Here is a 12695-nt window from a genome sequence, read left to right as displayed (position 1 = left end):
GGCTCATGCAGGGTGCCTGTAGGAGCGGCTATCAGCCGCGACAACCCTCAAAGGGACTCGTTTGTCGCGGCCACTGGCCGCTCCCACAACGTGCTGGTATGGGGGTTAGCCGTTTCCTGCGGGGCGTACTTGGCGGTTCCTATACCGTATAGGAGAGAAGCGAAACGGTGAGTGAGCGCGTACCCTCGCTGGACGCCCTGTCCGAGGCCCTGCAGCGCCTGCCCGGGGTAGGGCCCAAGAGCGCCCGGCGCATGGTCTTCCACCTGCTGGAGCGGGACCGGGAGGGCGGCCGGGTATTGGCGCGCGCCCTGGACCGGGCGCTGGAGGAGGTGCGCCACTGCCGGCGGTGCAACAACCTTACCGATACCGAGCTCTGCCCCATCTGCGCCTCTTCCCGGCGCGACCAGTCCTTCCTGTGCGTGGTGGAAAGCCCCTCGGATATCCCGGCCGTGGAGCAGGCGGCCTCCTTCAACGGTACCTACTACGTGCTCATGGGCCGGCTCTCCCCCCTGGACGGCATCGGACCCGAGGACCTGCCCTTTGACGGCCTGGACCGGCGTATCGCGGAGGGGGTCACCGAGGTAGTGGTGGCCACCAACGCCACGGTGGAGGGGGAGGCGACCGCCCATTACATCTACGACCGTCTGGAGCCGCAGGGGGTGCGGGTGACCCGCCTGGCTCACGGCGTGCCCCTGGGGGGCGAGCTGGAGTTCGTGGACGGCTCCACCATCGATCGGGCCCTTACACGGCGGTATTCGCTGGAGGAGGACTGAGCTCCCGCCGGTGCGGCGTCCTAACGACCAAAAAAAGGCCCTCGGCATCGCCGAGGGCCTTTTCTGTTCGCGGAGCGCCGTTTCCGGCGGTGCCGGGTTGAGCCGGAGCGGGTCCCTGCTACCCCAACCAGCGGTCCAGCTGTTCCCGCGCCCGTCGCCGGGCCTCGGGGGTGACGTGGACCGCCACCGTGGCCAGGGCCGCGGTGAGCACGCCGAGGTCGTCGGCGTAGCCCACTCCCGGGATGAAGTCCGGGGCCGCGTCCCACGGCGCCAGGAAGTAGCCCAGTGCCCCGTAGATCACCGAGCGGGCCCAGGCGGGCAGCTCGGGCTCATCCAGGGTGTAGTAGAGGAAGAGCACCTTCTCGCCCACCTCACGGCCGGCGCGGCGGAGGTAGCCCCGGGCCCGGCTGCGGAAGCCCCGCTCGGAGAAGTGCCCGGCGTAGGCGGCCCCCGGGGCCTGGGTTCCGCTGGTTGAATCGCTCATGCGCCCCTCGCTCACTCGTCCAGGGTGAAGTTCACCTTCACGGTTACCTGCCAGTGGACGATTCTACCCTCTTCGATGTGCCCGCGGGTATCCACCACCTCGAACCAGCGGAGATTGTGCAGGGTCTTGTGGGCCCGGGCGATGGCGTTGGAGACCGCCTCCTCCATGGAGTTGGGCGAGGATCCGGTCAGCTCGATAGCCTTGTAGACGTGGTCGCTCATGCCGCTTCCTCCCGATGGACCGTGGCTTCTGGGTCCATTATTGGCGTGCGGCTCAACCGGAAAACAACCCCGTTAGATTGTCCAAATCGTTGATCATCCGCCACTCGCCCCCGGCGTCCTCGACCTGTTTCCGCCAGTTGTCCACGCGGGACATGTACTTGCGGGGGTCGACGATGTCGCTCCGGAGCTTGGTCACGTTCAGGGCCGCCACCTCGATCCCGGACAGCTCCAGGGACACGTCCCGCACGTAGTTGTCCGGCAGGTCCTCCTTCATGTCCGAGAACACCAGGATCACCTTCTGGGACGGACCCACCTCGTTGAGCCACTCGATGCCCTGCAGCATGCCCCCGGTGATGTCCGTGTACCTGGAGGACTCCACCCCTTCCACGTATTCCTTGATCTGTTCCCGGAATTGGCGTTTCTGCTGGTTGGTCTTGCTCGGGCGGTCGTCGAAGGTGGTCCGGGCAATGATGTCCTTCTCGCTGAAGCTGCCCGTGTCGATGCGGGCGACCGCGAAGTTGTCCCCCGGGTTCATGCGCGACAGCACGTAACTGATGATCCGCTGGGCCTTGTCGAGTTCCTGGGTGTAGGTCCCGGAGGTGTCGAGCAGCAGGTAGACCCCGCGGTCCGGAGGCGCCGAGCGGGGGCAGCCGGTCAGCACCAGGACGGCGGGGACGAGGAGTAGGAGTAGCAGGCGTTTCATGCGGGCTCCTCCTTGGCGGTCTCGGTCTTGCCGGCGGATTTCGCGGCCTTGGGCCCGGAGGTTGGGCGCTTCCGCGGCGTCTGGCCTTGCTCCCCGTCGCCGCCGTCACCCCGCTCCATCAGCCGATGCTCGACCCAGAGCGGGGCGAAGATGAGGAGGTCATAGAGGTCCACCAGGAGTTGGCCGGCGTAGCGCGCGCCGCTGCCCAGGACCCGGAGGAGGAAGGCCGCCACGCGCAGGATGCCCATGGCCGCGATGCCCAGCACGGTGCGCAGGGACTGCACGAAGGTTTCCAGGGGGATGGCCACGAACACCAGGGCGAAAGGCAGGATGAAGCCCAGGCCCATCTGGGAGGCCGTGGTGATCCAGCGGACGCTGTCGGCGGAGGATTCCGCGCTCGCTTCCGCGCCCCCGCTCAGGATGGCCTGGGTGGCCATCTCCTGCTCCATGAGGATCTCGCGCATGTAGGCCAGACCGGCCTCCACCGAGGCCAGGGCGAACAGGATGGTGAAGGTGATCCAGGCCATGCGGTGGCGCTGCTTGTCGCTCAGGGAGCCGATCACCGGGAACAGCCGCGTGACCCGCATGGACTCCATGAGGAACAGTCCCATGGAGACCTCCACGAAGATGATTACCATGGCCGCGATGTCGGCGGTGCGGAATCCGGCCAGGTCGTTGGTGCCGCCCACCATCTCCGCCATGGGCCGGGCGATCAGGTTGAAGTTGATGATGGCCCCGCCGATGGCGATCAGCATCACGAACAGGGAGATGAAGAACTGGGTCAGGGTGGAGGACGAGAGCCGGCGCACCGCCCGGTCCGTGCCACGGACCGTCTCCTCGTACTCCTCCATCTGCCGGTCGATGGCGCGGCTGCGGTCCAGCAGGCTGTTGATGGTCTTGTCCACATCGGACACCTGCTGCTGCAGGCTCCGCCAGTGGGGACGCATGCGCTCCAGCAGCTTGTGGCGCTCCGCCGTGGCCCGGCGATATTCGGAGGTGGCCTTCTCGTGGGCCTTCTCCAGGGATTTGCGGATGTCGTCCAGGACGTTGCCCACCATCGGGTCGCCGTTGGCGGGGATCCGGGCCACAGCGTCCACGGCCTCGGTCCAGCCCGGCGGGGAGGGCGGGACCTCCTGGCTGTTCTTGTGCTCCTCCTCGATGGCCGTGATTTCCTCGGTCATCCGGCGGTGGAGCTCCGGATAGCCGGCCAGCTCGCGGTGGACGGTCTGGTCCACCCGGTCGAACTCGCGCTCGATCTGGCGCTCGGCGGCCTCGCGGCCCTGGGCCAGCAGCACCTCCCGGTTGCGGTCGGCGATGCGCTTCTCGGCCCGCAGCACGGAGAAGGCCGACAGGCGGAGGACCCGGTACAGGCCGCGGCTGGCGGAGAGGAATACGCGGTGCACCGGTGTCCGCGCCAGGTAGAGCAGAACGGCGAGGACAACGATCCAGATCAGCGCCGACAGGATCGGGCTGGGTACGATCATGAAGACATTGGCTAATGACATAGCGGCCCCGTTCGGTTTCCTGGTGGGGCCCTGCAAAGGGGCTTCTGTCCCCGTTTGCGCGGCCCGGTTCCATCTGATGGGGAACTATCGCCTTAAATCTGTCCATACGCAATAAGCCCGCCGGGATTGACGTCTATAGGCGACACCTTTGTTTTTGCGGATCAGGACACCCAAAAAAGGAAAGGATCCGTAAACCGGGCATAAAGGGACGAGCAGGGACGGCCGGGGAATACGCACCGCCCTGTCTTCTACGCTGGGGGAAGCGGCTACGGGGAACGGGAAGGCAGGAGGGGCGACGGTAGCATCCGCCGGCCAACCACCGGGGAGGAACGGGCAGGCGGGAAAACGGAAGGCCGCGGACTGGACGCCCCGCAATCCCCGTCCGGCGGGCGGGGTCGGTCAGGGCACGAGTACGACCGGGACGTCCAGGGATTCCAGGAGCCGCTGGCGGACCTCCCCGGCGATCAGGGGGCTGTTCCGATGGATCACCAGGGCTTGCAGACGCTCGCGGGACAGGGTGTTGGTCAGGGCCTCGGGGTCCCGGGCTTGTAGGAGCTTGAGGGAGGCGTCCACTCCCCGCCCCGCCAGCCACCGCCGCACCTCCGGGACCAGCCGTTCCGCCTCCGCCTCGGGGATGAGCACCGTCAGGGTATCTGCCTCGGTATGGGCGATGTAGGCCGCCAGGGCCAGGGTAGGGGGCCCGCTTTGCGGGTCGTCGAACACGGCGACGATGGGGTGGCGTCGGGGGGTTGGCGGGGGCGCGTAGACCATTACCGAGACGTTGGCCTTCCGGACCAGGTCGCGGGGGGTGGAGCCCAGGCGCTTGTAGGGCAGGCGCGACCATCCCGTCTTCCCCACCACGAGCAGGTCCCCGGGGGTGGCCCAAGCCAGGGCCACGGCGTCCGCCCGGCCCCGCGCCACCTGGAGCGACCAGCGGATGCGGTGCCGGGCCGCCAGGGCCTGCAGGCGCTGGCGCACCTCGGCGGCCTGCCCCTTGAGGCGCCGCTCCAGCTGCTCGGAGCTGAGCGGGCGGCTGACTCCGGAGGTGGTGCCCACCTCCCGGGCGAAGGGCAGGCCCGCCAGCCGTAGGAGATCCGTTTCTTCCACGTAGAGGGTGGCCAGCTCCGCATCGTGGCGGGCGGCCAGTTCCGCGGCTGCCTCCAGGGCGGCCTGGCTGGTGCGGGAGGCGTCCACCAGCACCAGGATGCGTCGGATGTCGCCGCTGCTTTCGGGCTCAGCCATCCTCCTGGCCGTCCCCGGACAGATCGTCACCGTCCGCGTGCTCCTGGCGATAGACCTGGGCGTAGTGCTCCAGCCGCCGCTCCACCAGGCGATTGACCGTGCCGTAGGGGAAGCGCCCGGTTTCGGGGTCGCGCGCTCCCGCTTCCCTGTCCATGAACAGCTCCACGGCCTCGTCCACGCGGGAGACCGGGTAGATGGCGAAGGTGCCCGCCTCGGCGGCCTGGCGTACGTCGGCGCGCAGCATCAGGTGGTCCACATTGGTCCGGGGGATGACCACCCCCTGCTCCCCGGTGAGGCCCCGCTGGCTGCAGACGTCGAAAAAGCCCTCGATTTTCTCGTTGACGCCGCCGATGGGCTGCACCTCGCCGTGCTGGTTCACGGAGCCGGTTACCGCCAGGGACTGGCGGAGGGGCGCGTCCGCCAGCACCGACAGCAGGGCGCACAGCTCGGCCACCGAGGCGGAGTCGCCCTCCACCATTCCGTAGGACTGCTCGAAGGTGAGACTTGCGGACAGGGACAGGCGGTGCTCGGGGGAATAGCGGGCGGCCAGGAAATTGGACAGGATCATCACCCCTTTGGAGTGGATGCTGCCGCCCAGCTCCGCTTCCCGCTCGATGTCCACCACCTGGCCGTCCCCCAGGCGGGCGGTGGCGGTGATGCGGTTGGGGCGGCCGAAGGCGAAATCGCCGAGCTGCAGCACGGCGAGGCCGTTGATCTGCCCCACCTTGCTCCCCGCCGTGTCGATCATCAGCACGTCGTTCCGGATGGCGCGCTGCAGGCGCTCCCGGATGCGGGCGGAGCGGTAGGTCTGCTTGTCGATGGCGGTCTGCACGTCCTCGGCCCGGACTACCTCCTGCCCGGCCTCCCGGGCCCAGAAGTTGGACTCGCGGAGCAGGTCCGCGAGGTTTCCGCTGTGCAGGGAGAGGCGCTCGGCGTCCTCCACCAGGCGGGCGGCGTGCTCGATGACCCGGGCTACGCCGGTGCGGTCGAGGGGTAGGAGGCCCTCGCGCCTGGCCAGGGTGGCGATAAGCTGGGCGTACAAGGCGTTGTTCTCGGTGCTGCGCTCGAAGTCCTCCTCGAAATCCGCCTGCACCTTGAAGAGCTCCCGGAAGTCCGGGTCGTACTCGGACAGCAGGTAGTAGAGGAAGCGGTCGCCGAGCAGCACCACCTTGATGTTCAGGGGCACCGGCTCGGGCTCCAGGGTGACGGTGGCGAGGAAGCTGTAGAGCTGCTCCAGGGACTCGATGCGGATCTCATTGGCGTAGAGGGCGCGCTTCAGGCTCTCCCAGGCGAAGGGCTGCATGAGCAGCTTGCGCATGTCCAGGATCAGGTAGCCGCCGTTGGCGCGGTGCAGGGCGCCCTCGCGGATGAGCCGGAAGTCGGTGAACAGGGCGCCCTGCTCGGCGCGGTGCTCCACACGCCCCACCAGATGGTGGTGGGTGGGCAGGTCCTCGTAATGGACCGGGGCCCCCTGCTGGCCGCCGTTGTCCACCAGGACATTGAGCCGGTAGCGCCGCAGGAGCGCCTCGTAGCCCCCGTCCTCCTCGCTCTCCTCCTGGGCGGAGTCCCGGCGGAAGGTGTTCACGTGGTCGATCACATCCTGCTTGATGGCGTCCAGGTGGGCCCGCACGTCCGGTAGATCGGCGTATTCGCTCTTGAAGCCCTCGATCAGGTGCCCCACGGCGAAGTCCGCCATCTGCCTGTTCACCTCCTGGGCCTTCTCCTGGCTCTCCTTGCGCCATTTGGGCACCTGGCGCAGGACCCATTGCAGGCGCTCCTGCAGGTGGGCGATGTCCGCCTCGATGCGGTGGCGCTCCTCCTCGTCCAGCTTCTGGAACTCCTCGGGGCCCAGGACCTCGCCGTCGCGCACCGGGGCGAAGGTGAACCCGGCGGGGGTCTGGAGGAGGGTGATTCCGCGTTCCTCGGCCTCCTGCTGGACCTCCTGGAAGGCCTCCTCCTGGCGCTGATTGAACTCCTGCTGGATCTCGTGGATGCGGCTCTGGTTCTCCTCGCTCTCGAAGGTGGCCGGGATGGCGGTACGCAGCTCCTCGATCAGCTGGTCCAGGTCGTCGCGCAGCTGCACCCCCTTGCCGGGGGGAAGCTCCAGGAGGAGGGGGCGGTTGGACTGTTCGAAGTTGTGCACGTAGCACCGGTCCGGGGGCACGGGCTCGCGCGCGGCCCGGTCTTCCAGGAAATGCTGGACCACCGTGTGCTTGCCCATGCCGTTGGGGCCGAGCACGAACAGGTTGAAGCCCTCGCTGCGGATGCCCGCCCCGAAATGCAGGGCGTCGAGGGCGCGGTCCTGGCCGATGATCCGTTCCAGGTCCTCCAGCTCCGCGGTGGTCTGGAAGGATAGCTCCTGGGGATCGCACCGCTGGTACAGGGATGCCGGTGGCAGGGGCTGGGGTCCGGGCATGAGGGCTCCTGGCGTTGCTTGGTGGCAGAATGGGCCCGCCCAAGGGGGTATTCCCACCATAAAAGGCCCGGGGCCGGGGGCAAAGGCCGGTATGCGCAAACCCGTTCTCGCCCTGTAAGCTGGGCGCCGATGGTGTCCGGAAATGTCCGGACGGTTACCCCGAACCCATGGATGAGCTTCGCATGCAGATCCACCCCTTGCAGGATTTCCTGGTCCTCCTGGCGCTGGCCGTGGTGGCGGTGGCGCTCCTGCGGCGCGCCCACCTGCCCCCGGTGCTGGGCTATTTGCTGGCGGGGGTCCTGGCGGGCCCCCACGGCCTGGGTTGGATCCATGAGAGTGCGGCCCTGGAGCTCCTTGCGGAGATCGGCGTGGTGTTCCTGCTGTTCACCATCGGCCTAGAGTTCTCCCTGCCTCAGTTCCTGGCCATGCGCCGGACCGTGGTGGGGCTGGGCGGGGCGCAGGTGGTGCTGGGGACCGCGGCCGGGACCGGGATCGCCCTGCTCTACGGCGTCTCCTGGGAGGGGGCGGTGGTGGTGGGCGGGGCATTGGCCCTGTCCTCCACGGCCATCGTGGTGAAGCAGCTGGCCGACCAGCTGGAGCTGCAGTCCCGGCACGGCCGCACCGCGGTGGGCATCCTGCTGTTCCAGGACCTGGCGGTGGTGCCGTTCCTGGTGCTGATCCCGATCCTGGCCGGGAACGGCGCCGAATCCATGTGGTGGCCCATCCTCCTGGCCCTGCTTAAGGGGGTGCTGGCCCTGGCCGTCATGTTCGCCCTGGGCCGCTACGCCTTGCGGCCCCTGTTCCGCGAGGTGACCCGTACCCACTCGGCGGAGCTGTTCACCCTCACCGTACTCATGGTGGCCCTCGCCGCCGCCTGGATTACCCACGAGCTGGGCCTGTCCCTGGCCCTGGGGGCCTTCCTGGCGGGGCTGATGCTCGGCGAGACGGAGTTCCGCCACCAGATCGAGGCGGACATCCGGCCCTTCCGCGACGTCCTGCTCGGCCTGTTCTTCATCACCATCGGCGCGCGGCTGGACATCTTCCAGCTCCCCGACATCTGGCCCCAGGTGGTCGCCTTGGTGGGCTTCCTGGTGCTGGGCAAGGGACTCCTCGTGGCGGCCTTGACCCGGGTGGCGGGCAACGAGGCCGGGGTGGCGGTGCGCACCGGCATGGTGCTGGCGCAGGGGGGCGAGTTCGGCTTCGCCCTGCTGGCCCTGGCCATGAAGCACGAGCTGTTCGACCCCGCCACCAGCCAGGTCGTGCTTACCGCGGTGGTGGTCTCCATGGCCCTGACCCCCTTCCTGGTGCGCTACAACGGCGTGGTGGCCAAGGGCCTCCTGCACCGCAGCTACCTGCAGCGGCGAACCGAGCGCCAGCGGGAGGTGGCGGAGGCCACCCACCAGCTTCAGGACCACATCATCCTGTGCGGCTACGGGCGGGTGGGCCAGAACCTGGCCAAGTTCCTGCGCGACGAGGCCCAGGAGTACGTGGCCCTGGACCTGGACCCCATCCGCATCCGCGATGCCCGGGACGCGGGGGAGCGGGTCTTCTACGGCGACGCCACGCACCGCGACCTGCTGGAGGCGGCCGGGCTCGGGCGGGCCCGGGCCCTGGTGGTGACCTTCGACGAGGTGAACGCCGCCCTCCGCATCCTGGGCCGGGTGCGCGCCGAGTACCCGGACCTCCCCATCCTGGTGCGCACCCGGGACGACACCTACATGGAGGAGCTCTCCGAGGCCGGGGCCACGGAGGTCCTGCCCGAGAGCCTGGAGGCCAGCCTCATGCTCGCCACGGAGCTGCTTCTGACCCTGGGGGTGCCCACGGGGGAGGTGATGCGGCTCCTGGAGAACGCCCGCTCCAGCGGCTACCGGCAGCTGCGGGGGCTGTTCACGGGGGCGGAGCTGGATGCGGGGGAGCGGGCCCCGGCCGGCGGCGAGCGGCTTCACACTGTGCTCCTGCCGGCGGATGCCCCCAGCGTGGGTTGGCGGCTGGCCGAGCTGGGTCTGGAGGAGCAGGGGGTGCAGGTGAGCGCCGTGCGCCGGGGCGGCATCCGCGGCGAGGAGCCCACCCCGGACCTAGAGCTGCGGGAGGGCGACGCCCTGGTCCTACGGGGGCCTTCCGAGCGGCTGGAATGGGCGGAGAAGCGGCTGCTCGGGGGGTAGTCGGGCGCCTAAACCCCTATGCATGTTGCGGGAATTCCGGTAGCTTACCAGGCTGGGGAACAAAAAGGGGCAACGAGGAGCCAGCCATGGGAAAGTCTTTACCGGGGATGGGCGGCCTCGCCGCCCTGGCTGTATGGGCCTGGGCCGTGTCTACATCGGGCGTGGCCGACCGTTTGGACGCCCCCTTCCAGCCGGCCTCCGACTACGTCAGTCCCGAGCGGGTGGAGGGGGCCACCACCATTTCGGTGGAACGGGCCTACGAGCTTTGGCAGGAGGGGGTGCCCTTCGTGGATCCCAGGACGAAGGCGGACTACCTGGTGGGGCACATCCCCGGGTCCACGCGCCTGAGGAACGATCCTGACGAAAACTGGGTTCGGGCCGGGGAGGTCGCGGGCCAGCAGCTCGAGGAGCTCACGGAGGAGTCCCTGCGGGAGGTGGCGGCCCAGGACGAGCCGGTGGTGTTCTACTGCAACGGGGTGGACTGCCCCCGCTCCAGCGGCTCGGCGGCCCTGGCGGTGCACTGGGGGTGGCAGGAGGTCTACTACCTCCGGCACGGTTTCCCGGCCTGGCAGGACGCCGGTTACCGGGTGGCCTCCGGGGACGACTGGCCCGATTCCCCCCATGGGCCGGGGTACTACCGGGAGCGGCCCGAGAAGGCCCGTTGGATCAACAATGTCTGCGACGGCATCAGCATGACGGCCTGGACCCCGGCTCAGGAGAAGACCTGCAAGGCGGCCAAGATGGGCCTTCTGCAGTATCTGCAGGAGCGGTCCCTGGGCGGGGAGGAGGGGTAGCCCAGGGCCCCGTCTTGGGGCCACCGCCAGGGGCTATTCCTCGTTATTCCGAGCTCGGCGGAAGGCCTCTGCCAGGGCGCCCTGGGGCTCGTTCTGGGGCTTTTGCTTGCCTCCCCCCTGGCCTTTCTGGTTCTTGCCGCCGCCCCTGGGCTTGCCCTTGCCGGAGGCCTGGCCGGTCTTTTTCCCGGCCGGCTTCTCCTCGCCGGCCTCCGTTTGCATCTTCATGGACAGGCCGATGCGCTTGCGCTCGATGTCCACCTCCAGCACCCGCACCTTGACCACATCGCCGGGCTTGGCCACCTCGCGGGGGTCCTCCACGTAGCGGTTGGCCAGCTGCGAGATGTGCACCAAGCCATCCTGGTGGACGCCCACGTCCACGAAGGCGCCGAAGTTGGTGACGTTGGTGACCACCCCCTCCAGGATCATGCCGGCCTCCAGGTCCTCGAGCTTCTCCACCCCTTCGCGGAAGCTGGCCGTCTCGAACTCCGGGCGCGGGTCGCGGCCCGGCTTTTCCAGCTCCCGGAGGATGTCGGTGACCGTGGGCACGCCGAAGCGGTCGTCCGTGTAGGTATCGGGCTTCAGGGACTTCAGTAGCTTGGAATCGCCCACCACCTGGTCGATGGGGCGGCCGGCGTCGGCCAGGATGCGCTCCACCACCGGGTAGGCCTCGGGGTGCACCGCCGAGGCGTCCAGCGGGTTGTCGCCCCCCTGGATGCGCAGAAAGCCCGCCGCCTGCTCGAAGGTCTTGTCGCCGAGCCGCGGCACCGCCTTGAGGGCCTGGCGGTCCGGGAAGGCGCCGTGGGTGTTGCGGTGCTCCACCAGCCGCTCCGCGAGGCTGGCGTTCAGGCCGGATACCCGGGCGAGCAGGGGCACGGAGGCCGTGTTGGCGTCCACGCCCACGGCGTTCACGCAGTCTTCCACCACCGCGTCCAGGGCCTTGGCCAGGCGGCTCTGGGAGACGTCGTGCTGGTACTGGCCCACGCCGATGGAGCCGGGATCGATCTTCACCAGCTCCGCCAGCGGGTCCTGCAGGCGCCGGGCGATGGAGACCGCGCCGCGCAGGGAGACGTCCAGCTCGGGCAGCTCCCGGGAGGCCTGCTCGGAGGCGGAGTACACCGAGGCCCCCGCCTCGGAGACCATCACCTTCTGCAGCCCCAGCTCGGGGTGAGCCTTGAGCAGGTCCAGGGCCAGGCGATCGGTCTCGCGGCTGGCGGTGCCGTTGCCGACGGCCACCAGGGCGGCGTCGTGCTTCTTCGCCAGCTCGGCGAGAGCCGCGATGGAGGCGTCCCACTGCTTCTTGGGCTCATGAGGGTAGATGGTCGCCGTGTCCACCACCTTGCCGGTGGCGTCCACCACCGCAACCTTGCAGCCGGTGCGCAGCCCCGGGTCGATGCCGATCACCGGGCGGGTGCCGGCGGGGGCGGCCAGGAGCAGGTCGTGCAGGTTGCCGGCGAACACCCGGATCGCCTCCTCCTCGGCGCGCTCGCGCAGGCGGCCGGTGAGCTCGGTCTCCAGCTTGGTGAGCACCTTCACTCGCCAGGTGTAGCGCACCACCTCCGCCAGCCAGGCGTCGGCGGGGCGCCCCTGGACGCGGATGCCGAAGCGCGCCGCGATGTGGCTCTCGCCGGGCCCGTAGGCGCGCGGATTGGCCGGCTCCTCGTCGCCGACGATCAGGTCGAGCCGGAGCACTCCTTCCTTGCGGCCGCGGAACAGGGCCAGGGCGCGGTGGGAGGGGATGTCCTTGATGGGCTCGCGGTAGTCGAAGTAGTCGGAGAACTTGGCCCCCGCCTGGCGCTGCTCCTCCACCACCTGCGAGCGCAGCACGCCGTGCTCCCAGGCGTACTCGCGCAGCTCGCCCACTAGCTCGGGGTCCTCGGCCCACTCCTCCATGAGGATGGCGCGGGCGCCCTCCAGGGCCGCCTTGGTGTCGCTGACCTCGTGCTCGGGGTTGAGGTATTCCGCCGCCAGGGCTTCGGGGTCCTGGGTGGGATCCTCGAACAGGGTGCGGGCCAGGGGCTCCAGGCCCGCCTCGATGGCCTTCTGCCCCTTGGTGCGCCGCTTGGGCTTGTAGGGGGCGTAGAGGTCCTCGAGACGGGTCTTGGTGTCCGCGGCCGCGATCTGCGCCGCCAGCTCGTCGGTGAGCTTGCCCTGCTCGCGAATGGTATCGAGCACCGTCTGGCGGCGCTCCTCCAGCTCGCGCAGGTAGCCGAGCCGCTCATGCAGGGTGCGCAGCTGGCTGTCGTCGAGGCCGCCGGTGGCTTCCTTGCGGTAGCGGGCGATGAAGGGAACGGTGGCGCCGTCGTCCAGGAGGCGGACGGCGGCTTCCACCTGGTTCGTCCGGACGCCGAGCTCTTCGGCGATGCGGTCAGCGATGTTCGTCTGCATGGGCTGTCGG

General features: G+C 69.2%; 10 protein-coding genes. 3 read left to right on the top strand and 7 right to left on the bottom strand.

Annotated elements, in window-relative coordinates; genetic code table 11:
- The first annotated feature begins 167 nt into the window (after positions 1-167).
- On the top strand, positions 168-773 hold the full coding sequence (gene recR, locus AN478_RS13120; protein WP_054967063.1) for a recombination mediator RecR: 606 nt from the start codon (positions 168-170) through the stop codon (positions 771-773).
- 118 nt (positions 774-891) lie between these two features.
- Here the strand turns inward: recR and AN478_RS13115 are convergent, their stop codons facing one another.
- The 6 genes from AN478_RS13115 to AN478_RS13090 all read right to left on the bottom strand — a co-directional run bounded on the left by AN478_RS13115 (position 892) and on the right by AN478_RS13090 (position 7344).
- Positions 892-1257 carry a YkvA family protein gene (locus tag AN478_RS13115; RefSeq protein ID WP_054967062.1) on the bottom strand — a complete coding sequence of 122 codons (366 nt, stop codon included), beginning with the start codon at positions 1255-1257 and terminating at the stop codon, positions 892-894.
- An 11-nt stretch (positions 1258-1268) separates the two neighbouring features.
- The gene (locus AN478_RS13110; protein ID WP_054967061.1) at positions 1269-1478 is read right to left on the bottom strand and encodes a dodecin; all 210 of its coding nucleotides are present in this window, start codon (positions 1476-1478) and stop codon (positions 1269-1271) included.
- A gap of 52 nt (positions 1479-1530) precedes the next feature.
- Positions 1531-2181, bottom strand: a complete 651-nt coding sequence (locus tag AN478_RS13105; RefSeq protein ID WP_054967060.1) for a vWA domain-containing protein — start codon at positions 2179-2181, stop codon at positions 1531-1533.
- Positions 2178-3686 (bottom strand): hypothetical protein, encoded by a 1509-nt coding sequence (locus AN478_RS13100; protein WP_176758703.1) that lies wholly within the window; start codon positions 3684-3686, stop codon positions 2178-2180. Before AN478_RS13100 ends, AN478_RS13105 begins: the two co-directional genes overlap by 4 nt.
- 399 nt (positions 3687-4085) lie before the next feature.
- Positions 4086-4928: a universal stress protein gene (locus AN478_RS13095; protein ID WP_054967058.1), complete on the bottom strand. Its 843-nt coding sequence runs from the start codon at positions 4926-4928 to the stop codon at positions 4086-4088.
- Positions 4921-7344 (bottom strand): Lon protease family protein, encoded by a 2424-nt coding sequence (locus tag AN478_RS13090; protein ID WP_054967057.1) that lies wholly within the window; start codon positions 7342-7344, stop codon positions 4921-4923. The genes AN478_RS13095 and AN478_RS13090 overlap by 8 nt, the downstream gene beginning before the upstream one ends.
- A 167-nt stretch (positions 7345-7511) precedes the next feature.
- Between AN478_RS13090 and AN478_RS13085 the strand changes: the two genes are divergently transcribed.
- Positions 7512-9506: a cation:proton antiporter gene (locus AN478_RS13085; protein WP_231627422.1), complete on the top strand. Its 1995-nt coding sequence runs from the start codon at positions 7512-7514 to the stop codon at positions 9504-9506.
- Positions 9507-9592: 86 nt separating this feature from the next.
- The gene (locus AN478_RS13080) at positions 9593-10300 is read left to right on the top strand and encodes a rhodanese-like domain-containing protein (protein ID WP_176758704.1); all 708 of its coding nucleotides are present in this window, start codon (positions 9593-9595) and stop codon (positions 10298-10300) included.
- A 33-nt stretch (positions 10301-10333) separates the two neighbouring features.
- Here the strand turns inward: AN478_RS13080 and AN478_RS13075 are convergent, their stop codons facing one another.
- Positions 10334-12685: a Tex family protein gene (locus tag AN478_RS13075; RefSeq protein WP_054967055.1), complete on the bottom strand. Its 2352-nt coding sequence runs from the start codon at positions 12683-12685 to the stop codon at positions 10334-10336.
- Positions 12686-12695 lie beyond the last annotated feature (10 nt).

This window comes from Thiohalorhabdus denitrificans (genome assembly GCF_001399755.1).
Taxonomy (GTDB): domain Bacteria; phylum Pseudomonadota; class Gammaproteobacteria; order Thiohalorhabdales; family Thiohalorhabdaceae; genus Thiohalorhabdus; species Thiohalorhabdus denitrificans.
The sequence above is the reverse complement of the archived record's forward strand: the minus strand, read 5'-3'. Positions and strand labels throughout refer to the sequence as shown.

What these genes read in the sequence shown, in the direction of transcription:
- AN478_RS13080 (WP_176758704.1), top strand. Translation starts at nt 9,593, where the DNA reads ATGGGAAAGTCTTTACCGGGGATGGGCGGCCTCGCCGCCCTGGCTGTA.
- AN478_RS13085 (WP_231627422.1), top strand. Translation starts at nt 7,512, where the DNA reads ATGGATGAGCTTCGCATGCAGATCCACCCCTTGCAGGATTTCCTGGTC.
- AN478_RS13105 (WP_054967060.1), bottom strand. Translation starts at nt 2,181, where the DNA reads ATGAAACGCCTGCTACTCCTACTCCTCGTCCCCGCCGTCCTGGTGCTG.
- AN478_RS13110 (WP_054967061.1), bottom strand. Translation starts at nt 1,478, where the DNA reads ATGAGCGACCACGTCTACAAGGCTATCGAGCTGACCGGATCCTCGCCC.
- AN478_RS13095 (WP_054967058.1), bottom strand. Translation starts at nt 4,928, where the DNA reads ATGGCTGAGCCCGAAAGCAGCGGCGACATCCGACGCATCCTGGTGCTG.
- AN478_RS13090 (WP_054967057.1), bottom strand. Translation starts at nt 7,344, where the DNA reads ATGCCCGGACCCCAGCCCCTGCCACCGGCATCCCTGTACCAGCGGTGC.
- AN478_RS13075 (WP_054967055.1), bottom strand. Translation starts at nt 12,685, where the DNA reads ATGCAGACGAACATCGCTGACCGCATCGCCGAAGAGCTCGGCGTCCGG.
- AN478_RS13115 (WP_054967062.1), bottom strand. Translation starts at nt 1,257, where the DNA reads ATGAGCGATTCAACCAGCGGAACCCAGGCCCCGGGGGCCGCCTACGCC.
- AN478_RS13100 (WP_176758703.1), bottom strand. Translation starts at nt 3,686, where the DNA reads ATGTCATTAGCCAATGTCTTCATGATCGTACCCAGCCCGATCCTGTCG.